The organism is Haladaptatus sp. T7, assembly GCF_026008575.1.
In the GTDB taxonomy this organism is placed as follows: domain Archaea; phylum Halobacteriota; class Halobacteria; order Halobacteriales; family Haladaptataceae; genus Haladaptatus; species Haladaptatus paucihalophilus.
On sequence record NZ_BROP01000004.1, the window covers coordinates 352,351 to 367,909 of the forward strand.

16 protein-coding genes are annotated in these 15,559 nt (G+C 62.7%); 9 read left to right on the forward strand and 7 right to left on the reverse strand.

Annotated elements, in window-relative coordinates:
• Positions 1–15 precede the first annotated feature (15 nt).
• Positions 16–1,692 carry an alpha-glucosidase gene (locus OPC11_RS13435; RefSeq protein WP_264782226.1) on the forward strand — a complete coding sequence of 559 codons (1,677 nt, stop codon included), beginning with the start codon at positions 16–18 and terminating at the stop codon, positions 1,690–1,692.
• Positions 1,693–1,780: 88 nt separating this feature from the next.
• Here the strand turns inward: OPC11_RS13435 and OPC11_RS13440 are convergent, their stop codons facing one another.
• The 4 genes from OPC11_RS13440 to OPC11_RS13455 form a co-directional block, all read right to left on the reverse strand.
• Positions 1,781–2,251, reverse strand: a complete 471-nt coding sequence (locus OPC11_RS13440) for a universal stress protein (RefSeq protein ID WP_264782227.1) — start codon at positions 2,249–2,251, stop codon at positions 1,781–1,783.
• A gap of 41 nt (positions 2,252–2,292) precedes the next feature.
• On the reverse strand, positions 2,293–5,034 hold the full coding sequence (locus tag OPC11_RS13445) for a cation-transporting P-type ATPase (RefSeq protein WP_264782228.1): 2,742 nt from the start codon (positions 5,032–5,034) through the stop codon (positions 2,293–2,295).
• 126 nt (positions 5,035–5,160) lie between these two features.
• Positions 5,161–5,757 carry a DUF998 domain-containing protein gene (locus OPC11_RS13450; protein ID WP_264782229.1) on the reverse strand — a complete coding sequence of 199 codons (597 nt, stop codon included), beginning with the start codon at positions 5,755–5,757 and terminating at the stop codon, positions 5,161–5,163.
• Between the two features lie 129 nt (positions 5,758–5,886).
• Positions 5,887–6,792, reverse strand: a complete 906-nt coding sequence (locus OPC11_RS13455) for a hypothetical protein (RefSeq protein WP_264782230.1) — start codon at positions 6,790–6,792, stop codon at positions 5,887–5,889.
• Between the two features lie 111 nt (positions 6,793–6,903).
• Between OPC11_RS13455 and OPC11_RS13460 the strand changes: the two genes are divergently transcribed.
• The 3 genes from OPC11_RS13460 to OPC11_RS13470 all read left to right on the forward strand — a co-directional run bounded on the left by OPC11_RS13460 (position 6,904) and on the right by OPC11_RS13470 (position 8,826).
• Positions 6,904–7,794, forward strand: coding sequence for a DUF6544 family protein (locus OPC11_RS13460; protein WP_264782231.1), 891 nt, complete (start codon positions 6,904–6,906; stop codon positions 7,792–7,794).
• Between the two features lie 79 nt (positions 7,795–7,873).
• On the forward strand, positions 7,874–8,293 hold the full coding sequence (locus tag OPC11_RS13465; RefSeq protein ID WP_264782232.1) for a zinc ribbon domain-containing protein: 420 nt from the start codon (positions 7,874–7,876) through the stop codon (positions 8,291–8,293).
• Positions 8,294–8,415: 122 nt separating this feature from the next.
• Positions 8,416–8,826: a hypothetical protein gene (locus OPC11_RS13470; protein ID WP_264782233.1), complete on the forward strand. Its 411-nt coding sequence runs from the start codon at positions 8,416–8,418 to the stop codon at positions 8,824–8,826.
• 121 nt (positions 8,827–8,947) lie between these two features.
• Here the strand turns inward: OPC11_RS13470 and OPC11_RS13475 are convergent, their stop codons facing one another.
• The 3 genes from OPC11_RS13475 to OPC11_RS13485 form a co-directional block, all read right to left on the reverse strand.
• A complete protein-coding gene (locus OPC11_RS13475; RefSeq protein WP_264782234.1) occupies positions 8,948–9,070 on the reverse strand; it encodes a hypothetical protein in 123 nt (40 codons plus the stop codon).
• A gap of 123 nt (positions 9,071–9,193) precedes the next feature.
• Complete coding sequence (locus tag OPC11_RS13480; protein ID WP_264782235.1) at positions 9,194–10,093, reverse strand: aldo/keto reductase; 900 nt, start codon at positions 10,091–10,093, stop codon at positions 9,194–9,196.
• A 273-nt stretch (positions 10,094–10,366) separates the two neighbouring features.
• A complete protein-coding gene (locus tag OPC11_RS13485; RefSeq protein WP_264782236.1) occupies positions 10,367–11,116 on the reverse strand; it encodes an IclR family transcriptional regulator in 750 nt (249 codons plus the stop codon).
• Between the two features lie 351 nt (positions 11,117–11,467).
• Here OPC11_RS13485 and OPC11_RS13490 point away from each other — a divergent pair, with 351 nt between their 5' ends.
• The 5 genes from OPC11_RS13490 to OPC11_RS13510 all read left to right on the forward strand — a co-directional run bounded on the left by OPC11_RS13490 (position 11,468) and on the right by OPC11_RS13510 (position 15,520).
• A complete protein-coding gene (locus tag OPC11_RS13490) occupies positions 11,468–11,614 on the forward strand; it encodes a hypothetical protein (RefSeq protein WP_018129025.1) in 147 nt (48 codons plus the stop codon).
• On the forward strand, positions 11,611–12,765 hold the full coding sequence (gene dgoD, locus OPC11_RS13495) for a galactonate dehydratase (RefSeq protein WP_264782237.1): 1,155 nt from the start codon (positions 11,611–11,613) through the stop codon (positions 12,763–12,765). Before OPC11_RS13490 ends, dgoD begins: the two co-directional genes overlap by 4 nt.
• A 2-nt stretch (positions 12,766–12,767) precedes the next feature.
• Complete coding sequence (locus tag OPC11_RS13500; RefSeq protein WP_026177922.1) at positions 12,768–13,586, forward strand: SDR family oxidoreductase; 819 nt, start codon at positions 12,768–12,770, stop codon at positions 13,584–13,586.
• 136 nt (positions 13,587–13,722) lie between these two features.
• On the forward strand, positions 13,723–13,995 hold the full coding sequence (locus OPC11_RS13505) for a hypothetical protein (RefSeq protein ID WP_007980987.1): 273 nt from the start codon (positions 13,723–13,725) through the stop codon (positions 13,993–13,995).
• A 226-nt stretch (positions 13,996–14,221) separates the two neighbouring features.
• On the forward strand, positions 14,222–15,520 hold the full coding sequence (locus tag OPC11_RS13510; RefSeq protein ID WP_264782238.1) for a transposase: 1,299 nt from the start codon (positions 14,222–14,224) through the stop codon (positions 15,518–15,520).
• The last annotated feature ends 39 nt before the right edge of the window (positions 15,521–15,559 follow it).

A 15,559-nucleotide genomic window follows, 5' to 3' on the forward strand; every position in this document is an offset into this window, starting at 1 on the left:
CGGTGAACACCCACCATGGGGCGCGACAGTGCGTGGTGGAAGGAAGCCGTCGTCTACCAAATCTATCCTCGAAGCTTCTACAATTCGGACGCGGACGGCATCGGCGACTTGCGAGGCATCCGCGAAAAGGTGGACTACCTCGACGAGTTGGGCGTCGATGTCGTGTGGCTCAACCCGGTGTACGATTCGCCGCTCGTCGACGGCGGCTACGACGTTCGGGAGTACCGGTCGATACACCCCGATTACGGGACGATGGAGGATTGGGAGGCGCTGCGCGACGAACTCCACGAACGAGGGATTCGCCTCATCATGGACATGGTGACGAACCACACGTCCGACGAACACGAGTGGTTCCGCAAGTCGCGGCGAGGGGTGGACCCCTACCGGGAGTACTACTGGTGGGCCGGCGGCGACCCGGATAGCCCGCCGAACAACTGGGAGTCGTTTTTCGGCGGCCCGGCGTGGAGTTACGACGAGCGGCGCGAGGCGTGGTATCTGCACCTGTTCGACCAGAAACAACCGGACCTGAATTGGCGAAACCCGGCCGTCAGGGAGGACATCTTCGAGATGCTCCGCTGGTGGCTCGAAAAGGACTGCGACGGGTTTCGCTTCGACGTCATCAATCTCATCTCCAAGCCGTCGGCGCTCCCCGACGGCGACCCCGATTCGACCCCACGAGGGAGGGAGTACTTCATCGACGGACCGCGGGTCCACGAGTACGTCCGGGAGATGTACGACCGGGTGCTCAGCGAGTACGACATCATGACCGTGGGGGAGACGTCCCACATCACGGTCGAGGAGGCGCGACGGTTCTACGAGGACGGCCTCGACATGGTGTTCACGTTCCAACACTTACACATCGACAGAGGGGATACGGGGCCGTGGGACTTCGACGACTGGGACCTCGACGAACTCCGCGACGCGACCGCGGCGTGGCAGCGGGGCGTCAGCGAGCAATCGTGGAACAGCCTGTTCCTCGGCAACCACGACCAGCCCCGAATGGTCTCGCGGTTCGGCGACGAGGGAAGGTACAGAGTCGAATCCGCGAAGATGCTGGCGACGTACCTCTTTACGTTGCGCGGAACCCCGTTCGTCTATCAGGGGGACGAACTCGGGATGACGAACCCGACCTTCGAGCGACTCGACGAGTATCGGGACGAGGAGACCATCCAACAGGTCATGTTGGCGTTGCGGAGCGGGGGCGTTTCGACGTTCGACCAGATTCGGGAGGCGGTCGATTTCTGGAGTCGCGACAACGCCCGCACGCCGATACCGTGGTCGGACGAACGGAACGCCGGGTTCACCGACGGCGAGCCGTGGATCAAGGTCTGTGAGAACTACCCCGAGGTCAACGTCGAACGGGAACGCGACGACGAAGATTCCGTACTGCAGTACTACCGTCGCCTCATCGACCTCCGTCACTCCACCCCCGTCATGGTGTACGGGCGCTACGCGCAACTGCTGGACGACCACCCCGAGATATACGCGTATCTCCGAACGCCGACGGACGGGTCGCGGTCGCTCCTCGTCGTTCTGAACTTCTTCGACGGGGAGCCGACGTTTCGGCTCCCGAGCGACGTCAGCTACGACCGCTGGGAGAAGCTGATCGGCAACTACGAGTCGGCGTCCCGCGACTCGATACGGGAGTTCGACTTGCGGCCGTACGAGGCGCTCGTGTACGTTCTCGAATGAGGGTATCGAGCGACGGATAGCGGGGTATCGAGCGATTGGCAGAGGGGTTTCGAGTGACGGATAGCGGAGCTATTGACGGATATCGCGGCTACTTCACGACGAGGACGGGCATCGATGCCCGGCGGGTGACCGTCTCGGCGACGCTTCCGAGGACGAGCCGGGTGGCACCCGCCCGGCCGTGGCTCCCGAGAACGATGCGGTCCGTATCGTGCTCCTCGGCGTACTCGACGACGACGTGTTTCGGTTCGCCGAACTCGGTCTCGGTTCGTAGCGTGACGTCGAATTCGTCCGCGATTTCCTGTGCCTTATCGAATAGCTTCGTCGCCTTTGCTCGGGCCGACTCGTACCACTCGTTCCAGTACTCTATCGAGACGGACCCCGGCGGGGCACCGTCCCGGAACTTCGGTCGCATCACCTCGACGATGTTGAATCCGGACCCGATGGGGTCCATGACGTGCAGGACCGTCACGTCGGCGTCCGGGTAGTCGGACAGCGCCACTTCGAGCGCCTTCGACGAGAGCGGCGACCCGTCGATGGGGACGAGGATTCGCTTCGTCATATTCATGGTACGAGTCCGCACGCAATAGCGATACCGACGGGTCAATCGACGGCGCGCTCGACGAGGCCGGTAACGAGGAGGAATACGACCGACCCGAGCGCTATCAGTTCCCACCCCCCGACGGAGATGGAACGCACGTCGAACAGAGTGTGCAGCGACGTGTACAGGACGACCAGTTGGAGGCCGAACGACACGGCGACGGCGGCTATCAACCACCGATTCGAGAGGAGCGGTTGGTCGAACCGCGACCGGATGACCTGGATGACTATCATTTCGATGGTGACGATGAACGTGAACAGGAGCGTCTGTGCCGTCGTGATGTCGCGAACGGCCTGCAGTCCGTAGAAGAAGAGTCCCAGTCCGACGACCGTCATCGTGAGTCCGATGGTGAGTATCGAAACGATCATTCGTCGGTCGATGACCGACTCGTCACCACCTCGCGGTGGACGTTCGAGGACGTTAGATGCCTTGGGGTCGGTGCCGAGCGCGAGCGCCGGAAGGCCGTCGGTCACGACGTTGATCCACAGGAGCATCACGGGCGTCAGGATGAGGGCGTCCGATTCCGACGCGAACAGCCCCGGGAAGAAGAAGCTCCCGACGAGAACGCCGAGGAAGACGGTAAGCACTTCCCCGGCGTTGGCCGACAGCAGCAGATTCACGAACTTTCGGATATTGTCGAAGATGGCGCGGCCCTCCGCGATGGCGTCACGGATGGTGACGAAGTTGTCGTCCTGAAGAACCATATCGGAGGCCTGTTGTGCGACGTCGGTGCCGCGGGTCCCCATCGCGATTCCGACGTCGGCGTTGCGGAGCGCGGGCGCGTCGTTGACTCCATCGCCCGTCATCGCGACGTTGTGTCCGTTCTCCTGTAGCGCTTTCAGAATTCGAACCTTGTGGTGCGGGGAGACGCGGGCGAAGACGTCGACGTTCTCGACGACCTCTCGAAGGGCCTCGTCCGAGAGCGTATCGACCGTCGTCCCGTCCATGGCCTCCTCCGAGCCGAAGCCGATGGTCTGGGCGATGGCACCGGCCGTCTGAACGTTGTCCCCGGTCGCCATGACGACCCGGATACCGGCGTTCCGACAGTCCTCGATGGCTTCCGAAACCTCCGCCCGTGGCGGGTCTATCATCCCCTGCAGTCCCACGAAGATCATGTCCCGCTCGACGCGTTCCGGGTCGTCCTCGGGGTCCTCGACCGGGCGAACGGCGAAACCGAGCACCCGGAGCGCGTCCGAACCGAACGCCCGGTTGCGGTCGAGGATTTCCTCCCGTTTCGCCGCCGTGAGTTCCCGAACGCCGTCGTCCTCCAGAACGCGGGTACACCGGTCGAGAACGACCTCCGGGGCACCCTTCATGTAGGCCGTTGGCGTGGCGGCATCGAACCCGTCCGTATCCGAGAGCGTCGAGGGAGATTCACGGGCGATGACGGTCATCCGTTTGCGTTCCGAGGAGAACGGAATCTCGCGCAGTCGTTCGTGCTCGGGGTCGATGCCCGCCTTCGCGGCCGACACCAGCAGGGCGATTTCGGTCGGGTCCCCGTAGTACGGGTCGTCGGCGGAATCAGGCGCTCGTTCGGCGTCGTTGCAGTAGGCCCCGCAGGTCAGGAGCGGGACCAGTCGTTCGCGGTCGGCGTCGTCGGCGTCGTGACGAAACTCGCCCGCCGTCGAGAGGCCGGTTCCCGTGACGGTTCCGTTCGTTCCCGCGGTGTACACCCGCTTGACCGTCATCTGATTCTCGGTGAGCGTCCCCGTCTTGTCGCTCACGATGACGTCGACCGACCCGAGGCTTTCGACCACGGGGAGTCGCCGAACCAGCGCGTCGCGGTTGAGTATCTTGCGCGACCCCATCGCGAGGGTCAGCGTCACGACCGCCGGTAACCCCTCGGGGACCGCCGCGACGGCCAGGGTGATGCCGGTCAGCAAAATCGACAGCCAGCCCGCCGCGGTGAAGACGAACTGCGCCACCGCGATGACGAGTATCAGTCCGACGATTCCGATTCCGATACGCTTTCCGAGCGCGTCCACCTCCTTCTGAAACGGCGTCTCCCGCGTCTCGGCTTCCTGTATTTCGGTCGCGATGTCACCCACTTGGGTGTTCATCCCTGTCTCCACGACGACGGCCCTCCCCCGCCCCTTGATGGCGGTGGTGTTCATGAACACCATGTCGTCCCGCTCGGCCAACGGTGTCTCCGAGGGAACGGGGTCCGTCCCCTTCGCGACGGTGGTGCTCTCCCCGGTGAGGGCCGATTCGTTGGTCTCGAGCGCCGTCACCTCCACGAGTCGAGCGTCCGCGGGGATGGCGTCGCCCTGCTCGATGATGACGACATCCCCCGGTACGACATCCTCGGCGTCGATTGTCACCTTCTCGCCGTCGCGGAGCACGGTCGAGTTCGGCGTGGAGAGTTCCCGGAGGGCCTGTATCGACATCTCGGCGCGGTAATCTTGGAAGAACCCGAAAACGCCGTTTGCGAACAGGATGAGGAGGATGAGTCCGGCCTCCTCGTATCTGGGGGTGGCACCGGGGAGGAGTCCGACGGCTATCGAAAGGAGCGCCGCGAGTATCAACAGGTAGATGAGAAAGTCCTGAAACTGGGCGAGAAAGAGTTCGTACGGCGAGACGGCCTCGTCCTCCCGAATCCGGTTCGGTCCGAACTCCGACAGTCGCTCGCTCGCTTCGTCGGTCGAGAGCCCGCTTTCGTCCGAATCGAGCGCCTCGAAGACGCGTTCTTCGGGAACGCTGTGCCACTCAGTCGGGGTCGTTTCGCGGGGCATGAGGGAACTCATCGGTCGATGACGAAGCGGACGGTCGGTTCGCGGGGGAACCGTAACTCGGAGACGGTTCGTCGAAATAGCGGCATCTTCGCGCAGAGACGAGGGACGGATAGTTGGATGTTTGGGTCGAGGCGGGGTTCACGAACCGATGTCGGGGTCGCCAAGCAGATATCCGCCGAACCCGGTGACCCAGAGCAACAGCGGGTACGCCACCCACCGTTCGACGCCGCCGGACCCGAGGACGTTCAGCGGATTCGCTTCCTGCAGAACGAACACGCTCACTAGCGTCGCCAGCGATATCACGCCGAACAGCAGACAGAAGTACTTGAACGGGCGCGTGACGACGCGAGAGGAGAGGACGACGGTGATGCCGCCGCTGAAGAACGTGAGCAGGGCGAAGAGGCCGTGCCACGGAACGACGTTACCGGGGAACACGCCGACGCCGAATACCCCGAACCCGAACACGGCGAGGGGTATCGTGAGGACGCGCCGTCCCGTTGACCGGTGGAGGAAGTAGGCGGCGACGAGAAGCAGTGCACCCGTCACGAGCATCGTACTGTTGAAGAGGGTCGCCGACGGCTCGTGGATGATAGGGTTCGGCGGTTGCGTGGAGCCGAGGTCGCTGATGTCCTGTCTGGTCGAGTAGTCCGGATAGAGGGCCTCCCCCGTGATGATGCCCATGAACGAAATCCCCCCGGCGAGGAACATGGCGGCACCCGCTCTCGACAACCTCATCTCGTCGGAATTAGACCGGTTCAATCGGCTTTCCGTCCCACCCATGGTTGCAAATGGTTCCGAAAAAGTATAAATTCCCCAGTGTATTTGACGGGGCGAATTCCCGACCCACGGACCGCGGCGGGACGGTCACTCACGGGCGGCCGGTCGGTCGAGCGCCGTTCGCACGTGTTCCCTGAGGGCGGACGCGGCGAGCGACCCGGTGACGTGTCCGGTTTCGATGACGGTGAGGGGGATACCGTCGTAGCCGGAGCGTTGCGCATCGAGTTCGATTATCCTGTCGTAGCGGGCGAGTAGAGGGCGACAGTCGGCGGTGGCCGCTCGAAACGCCCGCTCGAAATCGAGCACGTCTCGGAGGCGGTCGGGGTCGATTCGCGCCCGCGCCGCCGTCATTCGTCGATAGGCGGACGTGGCGAACATCTCACCGAGAGCGGCCCCCGCGAAGATGGGGGCGTATCGGTCGGCCGTCCCGTGAAACGACCGGTGGAGGTTCGTCACCCAGCCGCCGAGGCTGATGCCCGAGACGGTAACGGCGGGTGAACCCCGCTCGCGCACCGCCGCTGTCAGCGCCTCGACCATCGCTGTCGAGGCGGCACACATCCCGACGAAGTTCGAAAGCGCGCCCATCGCACGGGCGTAGCCGAAACTCGACCGGTCGTGGAACGGTGCCCGGACGAGTATCACGTTCACCGGGACGCTCCAATCCTCGGCTGCGAACAGTCGCCGAGCCGAGTTGGAGCTGAATCGGCCGAAATCGAACGGGTCCTCCCCGCTCCCGTGGTGGAAGATGAGTGTCGGCGCGTCGTCGCCGTACCACTGCCAGACGCAATACGCACCGCGGAACCCACCGGCGGGCGTGGCGACCGTCACCTCGCGGTGGCCGCTCGTCTCCACCTCGTCGAGGGTCAATCGAGTTTCGACAACCGTCCCGTCCAGTCGTGGGCCGTCGAGGCTCCGCGCGAAGAACGCCGCATCCCGAAGCACTAGTCCGCTCGCTGTCACCGTGGCGACGTCCAGAAATTCGTGGTGGTTCATGGCCGTTTCGGAGGTACACCTACGTACCCCGACGCCGTTGTGAGTCTTGAAAACGTGGTTTTCCCAGACATCCGCACTCGACAGCGCAATCCGGGTAGAGACGACGGGTCCGTGTCGAACCGTATTCGAGTCCGCCTCGGCGCGGTCACCGCGTTCGCTCTATCGGCGATAACCGTCGCCATCGCCGCCGTCGCGCTCGGTAACCGTCGCACCGAAGACGAAATCGAAACGCACGTCGACGAACTCCTGTCGGACAGCGAACCGCGGGACGGGGAGTTCTCGCGGGACGACATCGAGGAGCTGCCCGCTCCCGTCCGACGGTATTTCACCCACGTCTTGGACGACGGCCAGCCACACGTACAGGTCGTCCGACTGCACCAACGCGGGGAGTTCCGCCTCGGCGGGCCGGACTCCGAGTGGCGGCCGCTCGTCGCGGACCAGTACGTCACCACGCGGCCGCCGGGGTTCGTTTGGGACGCGAGCATCGACGTCCTGCCGCGGGTTCCCGCGCGCGTCCTCGACTGTTACGAGGGCGGCGACGGGGTGCTCCGTGCGTGGCTGCTCGGGGCGGTTCCGGTCGCGAGCGCCGGTCCGTCACCCGAGATGAACGAAGGGGAACTCCTTCGCTATCTCGCCGAAGCCGTCTGGTATCCGACCGCGCTCCTCCCCGCGCAGGGCGTCGAATGGGAGGCCATCGACGACCGGTCCGCGAGGGCGACGCTCGAACACCGGGACGCGTCCGCTTCGGTCGTCTTTCATTTCAACGAGCACGACGAAATCGAACGCGTCACCGCGGAGCGCTACCGCATGGAGGACGAGCGTTACGAATCGTGGACGGGCCACTTCCGGGACTACCGGGACCGCAACGGGCGTCGGATTCCGGTCGAAGCCGAGGTCGGTTGGGGACGACCGGACGACGACGAACGCTACTGGCGGGCGACCATCGACCGAATCGAGCACCGACCGATGGGTACGAACCGGCAGTCCGACGGCGAACCGTAATCCGAATTCGAGGTCGAGAGCGAGGGAAACAGCGGATTCAAACAAAAGACTCAATACTGACTAATCATTCAGTAAGCGCATGGGGTATGGCCACTCACAGAAGCGGCCGTGGTTAGCGGTCGTCCTCGGCGTGGTCGTGACCGGATTGGGACACGCGTATCTGGGCCGGTGGCGACGAGCGGTCGCATGGCTTTCGGTCGACCTCGGAGTAGCGACCTTCGTGACGCCCGAAGTGACGTTGCAGGCGCTCGCAACGGGTGCGCAGCTTCCGACCGCGGAACTCGTTCCCATCTTCGCCGTGACCTCTATCAGCATCGCGGACGCCTACTTGCTCGCACACAGAGCGGGGTCCAACTCGCCGTCCGACGTCGAATCAGGGACAGAGCGGGTCTGTCCGCACTGTGGCCGGTCGGCCGAACCGGAGTTGGAGTTCTGCCAGTGGTGTTCGACGCGACTCGACGAACCCGACGCACGTGCTGAATCCGAGAGCGAAGCGTGAGCGTCTGGCGAATCGGATTCGGAGACGAAGAGACGACACCCTCTGGTCGATACCGTTCTTCGGGGACTGATTTCGAATCGAGGAGCGGGATTCATCATGTTGGGCGTCCAACTCGTACGCGCATGTTCCGCACGATACTCTCGGTAATCGGCCTCATCGAACTTCTCTCACCGGAGGCGCTCATCGAACGCGCCGAGCGACTCGCGCTCGACAACCCGGACGACTGTGAGTTGCAGTCGTGGATCGTTCCGATTGCACGGGTCGAGGGACTCACCTTCGTAACGCTCGTGTGGCGAAGCGACGCCTCGTATTCGCGACTCAAGCGGTTCCTGGGTGTCATCGGCGTTCTAGCACTGTTGTACCCGCGCGCCTACGTCGACTACGGGTCCGAACTCGTGTACGTCGATGCGGCCGAGTGCGAGTGGAAACCGTGGGTGTACCCCTGGACTCGCATCGTCGGGTTGCTGTACGTACTCGTCGCCGTCAATGAAATGCGAAAGGGACGCTCCTCGAACGCACGTTCGTCGGAATGAGCGGGACGGTGCACCGACCGTTGCGGGCAGACGCTATCGACACTCCTTCGACAGTGCGTTCGCCGGGCGGAGAAGACGTTTCTTCCCGAATCGGACGGCCGTTCGTACGCAGACCTCGTATTTAGGCGTGGAGCCAGACCTTCGGATGGTTCTCACGGAGATGGTCGTGATACCACTTCATCGCCTTCGGGTACGAAGACGAAATCATCTGTAAGCCGCAGTGGTTACAACGCGCAGCAGGCATTGGCAGAGCCTTGAAGGACGGGGATATAACTGTTCCCATTTTCCGCGGTAGACGACCGTTGGCCGACGCTCACGGCTGGCCGGTGTCGATACCGAGGACGTCCGACCCGGAAGGCGACCGCTTTCACGGAGTCGGAACGGGAGAGTCGGCGTCCCGTGCGGCGTCACGAAGCCGTTCCTGTTCGGCGGCGTCCATCTCCTCGAAATCCCGTGCGGCGTCCACTATCATCGGGACGAGTTGCGGGTCTCCCGCGCTCGGTATCGAGGTCATCCCTTGCGAGAGCGCGTAGCGCAGACACGTTTCGATTTCGTCGGGAGTGTCGTACGGTCGGTACCACGTTTCGTACGGTCGTTCGTCTCTGGGGAGGTCCTCCGGCCACGGTTCCTCGGCGAAGGCTTTGATACACAGCGTTCCGAGGCCGCGTTCCTGGGCGAGGTCCAACACCGACCGATAATCGTACTCCGGGCCTTCCTTCGCGTCGAGCGTGTAGTTGAGCGGGAACATCACCGTCTCCAGTTCGGGAATTCGTTTTATCGCGGTCCGAATCACGCTCGGGTCGCCGTGGCTCGTGAGACCGATGTGACCGATGATTCCCTCCTCTTTCGCCTCCTTGAACGCAGCGAGCGCCCCCTCGTCGTGGCCTTGGGCCATCTCGGGACTGTAGTCGCCGGTAACGGTGTCGAGTTCGTCGTACCGGGTGAGCGCGTGGAACTGATACAGGTCGATGTAGTCGGTGTCGAGTCGGTCGAGCGAGCGGTGGAGTTCGCCCCACGCGCCGTAGTAGGTGCGCTCTTGGGTTTTACAGCCCAAGAATATCTCATCGCGGTGTTCGGCGAGCTTCGGCGCGAGTTTCAACTCGGCGTCGCCGTACGTCGGCGCGACGTCGAAGTGGTTGACGCCAGCATCGAGGACGTCCTCGACCATCCGATTCGCTTCCGGTTGGTCGAGGAAGTCGAGAGCGATGGTGCCGAACGTGAGAATCGAACTCTCGTGGCCAGTTTCTCCGAGCGGTCGAGTTTCCATGGTGTATATCAACGAAGGACACACGTAAAGTGGTATCCCACGGTAACCGCGACGCGATGAGAAATCGAGAGAGCGGAAGGATTCGAGCGCACTCCGCCGGGAATCGAACTGACGATTCGACACGTATCCGGCCCGGGTGCCGACGGAAGGCCGTTCACCGATGGTGAACACATTTGCCCGCTGATTCGGACGACGGTTATCGAAGTCCCGTGACACCACGACAGAGCGCATAGAATCGCCACGTATGCCGAGATTCACCGTGAGCAAACGATTTTATTCGCGTGTTTGGTATTCGACCGTAATCCTGTTTGTCGCGCCGAGAACGAGGCCCGGCATGTCCTCTTCGAGGCGTTTGCCGCTCATTCCGGGAGCGGTACCGGAAACAGTAACGGCACCGACGGCACGGCCGTCGTCGGACGGAATCGCCGCCGCGACGGCGCGCCGGTCGGGGTCGAGTTCACCCCGGTCGAACGCGAGTCCGTGGTCGCGGACGGTCCGTAGTTCCCGAATCAGCGACGCGCGCGACGTTATCGTCCGGTCCGTCGGTGTCGGCGTGTCCCCGTCGAGGAGCGAATCGAGACTCGCGGGCGGACGATGGGCGAGGATGGCCTTTCCCGCGGCGCAAGCGTGCAGGGGAACCCGACTCCCGTCACGGAGCGCGAAACCGGCGTCGTCGCCCGCTCTGTACACGAAAACGGCGTCGCCGTTCTCTTCGATGACGAGACTCGCCGTCTCACCGCTGGCGTCCGCGAGGCGGTCTATCTCCGGCCGGGCGACGCGGTACAGCGAGTCGGTGTCCCGGACGCCCGTTCCGAGTTCGAGGAAGCGCAGGCTGAGTCGGTATCGTCCGTCCTCGTTGATGACGTACCCGAGTCGTTCGAGGGTGGCAAGATGGTTGTGAACGCTGCCTTTCGAGTGTCCGAGTCGGTCGGCGAGTTGGGTGACACCGGCCCGTTCGAGCGTCGCCAGGGAGTCGATGATTTCGAACGTCGTCGCGGTGGCACCGACCGGATATTTCGGCATGGTAGTGGATGTCGGTACGGGCACAAAAAATCGTTCATCGATGGTGAACAGATGCGCGTCGGTAGTCGGTGAGAGAACGGCGTCACGGATTCAGCTGAAACCGGTCGATACCAACGAATTCACCGGTAGCGTCGGAGATGGCACACCAGCAATCGATGTAGCTCGTTCACCGTCGATGAACGCCACCCGAGATAGTACTCTAACCCGACAGCGTATTTTTTATTTAGATTCGTCGTTGTATTCCACATATAGGATAAAAATCAACACCTATTTTCCTTTTTGCCCAAATAACTAAGTTTCTCTAGTTTCTGGTCTATGGTATTGTAAGCGATGACGAAGAGTAAACTCGGTGTGAAACGGCGAAACGTGCTGAACGGAACGTGCAACCCGAATCTTCTCGCGGGGTCCGGGGCTCCCACCCTCGACTCGACGGGGACCGAGAACGTCCGGTACGCCACGGTCGGCGACTACGGGCGACGGGACGAGGAGTCGGCATGAGCGGCCGAATCGTCGACTACGAACTCTACGAGGTACCGCCACGGTGGTTGTTCCTCAGGGTGGAGACGAGCGACGGGGTGGTCGGCTGGGGCGAACCGGTGGTCGAGGGGCGGGCGCACACCGTCCGTACCGCGGTCGAAGAACTGCTCGACACCTATCTCCTCGGGAAATCGCCCGATTCGATAGAGGACCACTGGCAGACGATGTATCGCGGCGGCTTCTACCGCGGCGGTCCCGTCCTCATGTCGGCCATCGCGGGCATCGACCAAGCGCTCTGGGACATCAAGGGCAAGCGGTTCGGCGCGCCCGTGTACGACTTGCTCGGAGGGACGACCCGCGACCGCATCCGCGTCTATCAGTGGGTCGGCGGCGACCGCCCGAACCGAGTGGCGGATGCCGCCCGCGAGAAGGTGGACGCCGGATTCACCGCGCTGAAGATGAACGCCACGGCGGAACTGCGGCGCGTGGATTCGCCAGCGGCCATCGACGAGGCCGTCGCCCGTTTGGCGGCCGTCCGTGACGCCGTCGGGGACGAGGTGGACATCGGCGTCGACTTCCACGGCCGCGTCTCGAAACCGATGGCGAAGCGGCTGGCGAAGGCGCTCGAACCCCACGAACCGATGTTCATCGAGGAACCGGTTCTCCCGGAGCACAACGACGTCTTACCCGAAATCGCGCGCCACACGACCATCCCCATCGCCACCGGCGAACGCATGTTCAGTCGGTGGGATTTCAAGGAGGTCTTCCGGAACGGGAGCGTGGACGTCATCCAGCCGGATTTGAGCCACGCGGGCGGAATCACCGAGGTGAAAAAGATCGCCGACATGGCCGAAGCGTACGACGTAGCGATGGCCCCACACTGCCCGCTCGGGCCGATCGCGCTGGCGTCGTGCATTCAAGTGGACGCCGTCTCGCCGAACGCCCTCATCCAAGAGCAGAGCCTCGACATCCACTACAACGAGACGAGCGACGTGCTCGACTACCTCGCCGACGCCTCCGTGTTCGAGTACCGCGACGGGTACGTGGACCTCCCGGACGGGCCGGGACTCGGCATCGACATCGACGAAGAGCACGTCCGAGCGAAGGCGGGGAACGTCGATTGGCACAATCCCGTCTGGCGACACGAGGACGGCAGCGTCGCGGAGTGGTGACGATGCCGGAGTCACCCCCCGTCGAGGGCATCCGCCGTTTCGAGGGCGAGACGGCACTCGTCACTGGGTCGACCCGCGGTATCGGCGAGGAAATCGCAAAACGGTTCGCCCGCGAGGGCGCGAACGTCGTCGTCACCGGCCGAACCCGAGCGGACGGCGAGGAAACCGTTGCGGCAATCGACGCGGCGGGCGGGACCGCGACGTTCGTTCGCGCGGACATGCGCGACCCCGACGACATCGCAGCGCTCGTCGAGGCCACCGCGGAGAAGTATGGCGGTCTCGACGTGCTGGTGAACAACGCGGGCGTCGAGACGAACACCGCGGCGGACGAGGCGACGATGGACGACTGGGCGTTCGTCGTGGAGACGGATTTCCGCTCGTACTGGCTCTGTGCAAAACACGCCCGCGAACACATGGACGAAGGGAGCATCGTCAACGTCTCCTCGAATCACGCGCGACTGACGATGCCTGCGATGTTCCCGTACAACGCGGTGAAAGCGGGTATCGACGGGATGACGCGTTCGATGGCGCTCGATTTCGGTCCCGACGTTCGCGTCAACACCGTCAACCCGGGATGGGTCGCCATCGGCCGCACGATGGAGGAGTTAGACGAGGAGTACCGCGACCATCTCGAATCCATCCACCCCGTCGGGCGCATCGGCACCCCGGAGGACATCGCCGGTGTGGTTTCCTTCCTCGCGAGTTCAGACGCCGCGTTCGTGACGGGCGCATCCCTCGTGGCGGACGGCGGTCGCACCGTCGTCATGCAGGACGACTCGTTGCCGGACTATCGTAAGCGACGCGAGGACGGTGAGGACTGATGGCGCTCGGAGTGACGGGGGGCCGAACTGGACGCGGACGATATCGGAAGTCCAGGCGATAACGGTGTTGGGGTGTAAAAACCGAGTGACACTTCGTGGCAGTAGTTTAACGGACGGTCGGGACGTCCTTCGGACGATGGAAAACCCTCAGTTCGAGGAGTTGCAGGAACGAGCGGCGAAAGCGGTTACCGAAGACGAACTCGCCTCGGTCTACGTCGGTCTCGTTCACGAGAACGGCGAACAGCAGTACTTCTTCGGGAACGACACCGACGGAAACGAGGAGCTACAGGAGATGACCGTCGCCCAATTGGGGATGTTGCTTCGAGTACTCGCGGACCGCTCGAACGCCAGTATCGACGAGATTGCCGACGTCGCAATCGAACACGCCGGACAAATGCAGCTACAGTAGCCACGGAGCCCCGAGATTCCGGGGAGTTCGTCGCGGGTCGCTTCCGCCGCGTTTCTACCACCAGAAAAGGAACCAGCTAGCGTCACCTATCTTTCTGCGAGGAGAGAATCCCGTCGTTTACGGCGGGAGTGAATCCTACACTTCCTACGCAACCTACCGCCGATGGCAGCCCGGATATTCCACGCCAACCCAGACAATTAAGTAATATTCTCTACATAGCCTATGTATGGCGATTCAGGTCACTCGCACTTACGTTGCCTCCATACGGAACCAGCAACAGGTGAAGGGTGACTTGGACTCGCTCGGGTTCGCCGCCTCAAAACTCTGGAACATTGCACGATGGACGATAGAGCGCATCTGGAGCGAAACAGGGACAATCCCCGAGGATGGCCCGCTCAAAGCATACCTGAAAAACCACGAACGCTACGCCGACCTCAATTCTCAGTCGAGTCAGCGAGTCATCGAAGAACTCGCTGAAGCGTTCCGTGGTTGGTATGCCAAGCGCCGAAACGGGGACGACCGTGCGAACCCACCGAAGTACCGTAAACACAACGGCGACCACCCACGTTCCACGGTCACGTTCAAAGAAGACGGCTTCAAACACGATTCTCACAACAACTGGATTCGCCTCTCCAAAGGCCGAAACCTCAAAAACCACTGGTCTGACTTCATCCTCTGCGATATCGAAACCCGACCAGATGTCGTCGTCGAGAATGTCCGCCAAGTGCGCGCCGTCTGGAACGGTGACGAATGGGAACTCCACATCGTGTGCAAACACGAAATCGAGGCCGAGTCTCCCGGAGACGAAACCGTTGGTATTGACCTTGGTATCTCGAACTTCGCCGCCATCGCGTATTCCACGGGCGATCACGAGTTGTATCCGGGGAATGCCCTCAAGACCGACGAGCGATACTTCGCCAAGGAGATAGCGAAGTGCAACTCCTCTCGGTCAAACAAGGCACTCCGACTCCGACGGAAGCGTTCCGAACGGCGGTCGCACTACATGCACGCCGTCACCAGACACATCGTCACAGAGTGTGTCGAACGGGATGTCGGAACGGTTGCTGTCGGCGACCTCGAAGGTATCCGTGAAGATGACGAAACTGTCGAGGCTCAAAACTGGGGCGACCGTGGCAACGAAGGCTTGCACAGGTGGGCGTTCGACCGCTTCACGAACCTGCTCACGTACAAGGCGAAAGCCGAAGGCATCACCGTGGTCACGGTGAGCGAGCGAGACACATCGAAGACGTGTTCGTGGTGTGGGCAGAAGCGCAAGGCGAATCGCGTAGAGCGCGGCTTGTACGTCTGTCGTGGGTGTGACGCCGTGATGAATGCCGACTCAAATGGCGCGGAGAACATTCGGCGTCGGTTAGACCAAGCAGAAAAGGTAACTCTGAATCCCTCCGCGGATAGGAGTAGCGGGCGTGTGGCACGTCCTGTAGTCAACCTGTTCCGTCGTGGAGAACGCGACCCGAGTTGTGGACAGGGGATGTTCGCTGAACAAGCGAGCATCTGCAAACCGTAAATATCCCAACGCGGAACGGGAAGCCCCGCCGTTTACGGC

Excerpts from the sequence above, each read along its gene's own strand:
- OPC11_RS13435 (WP_264782226.1), top strand. The coding sequence starts at position 16 with ATGGGGCGCGACAGTGCGTGGTGGAAGGAAGCCGTCGTCTACCAAATC.
- OPC11_RS13440 (WP_264782227.1), bottom strand. The coding sequence starts at position 2,251 with ATGACGAAGCGAATCCTCGTCCCCATCGACGGGTCGCCGCTCTCGTCG.
- OPC11_RS13445 (WP_264782228.1), bottom strand. The coding sequence starts at position 5,034 with ATGAGTTCCCTCATGCCCCGCGAAACGACCCCGACTGAGTGGCACAGC.
- OPC11_RS13450 (WP_264782229.1), bottom strand. The coding sequence starts at position 5,757 with ATGAGGTTGTCGAGAGCGGGTGCCGCCATGTTCCTCGCCGGGGGGATT.
- OPC11_RS13455 (WP_264782230.1), bottom strand. The coding sequence starts at position 6,792 with ATGAACCACCACGAATTTCTGGACGTCGCCACGGTGACAGCGAGCGGA.
- OPC11_RS13465 (WP_264782232.1), top strand. The coding sequence starts at position 7,874 with ATGGGGTATGGCCACTCACAGAAGCGGCCGTGGTTAGCGGTCGTCCTC.
- OPC11_RS13470 (WP_264782233.1), top strand. The coding sequence starts at position 8,416 with ATGTTCCGCACGATACTCTCGGTAATCGGCCTCATCGAACTTCTCTCA.
- OPC11_RS13475 (WP_264782234.1), bottom strand. The coding sequence starts at position 9,070 with ATGCCTGCTGCGCGTTGTAACCACTGCGGCTTACAGATGATTTCGTCT.
- OPC11_RS13480 (WP_264782235.1), bottom strand. The coding sequence starts at position 10,093 with ATGGAAACTCGACCGCTCGGAGAAACTGGCCACGAGAGTTCGATTCTC.
- OPC11_RS13485 (WP_264782236.1), bottom strand. The coding sequence starts at position 11,116 with ATGCCGAAATATCCGGTCGGTGCCACCGCGACGACGTTCGAAATCATC.
- dgoD (WP_264782237.1), top strand. The coding sequence starts at position 11,611 with ATGAGCGGCCGAATCGTCGACTACGAACTCTACGAGGTACCGCCACGG.
- OPC11_RS13500 (WP_026177922.1), top strand. The coding sequence starts at position 12,768 with ATGCCGGAGTCACCCCCCGTCGAGGGCATCCGCCGTTTCGAGGGCGAG.
- OPC11_RS13505 (WP_007980987.1), top strand. The coding sequence starts at position 13,723 with ATGGAAAACCCTCAGTTCGAGGAGTTGCAGGAACGAGCGGCGAAAGCG.
- OPC11_RS13510 (WP_264782238.1), top strand. The coding sequence starts at position 14,222 with ATGGCGATTCAGGTCACTCGCACTTACGTTGCCTCCATACGGAACCAG.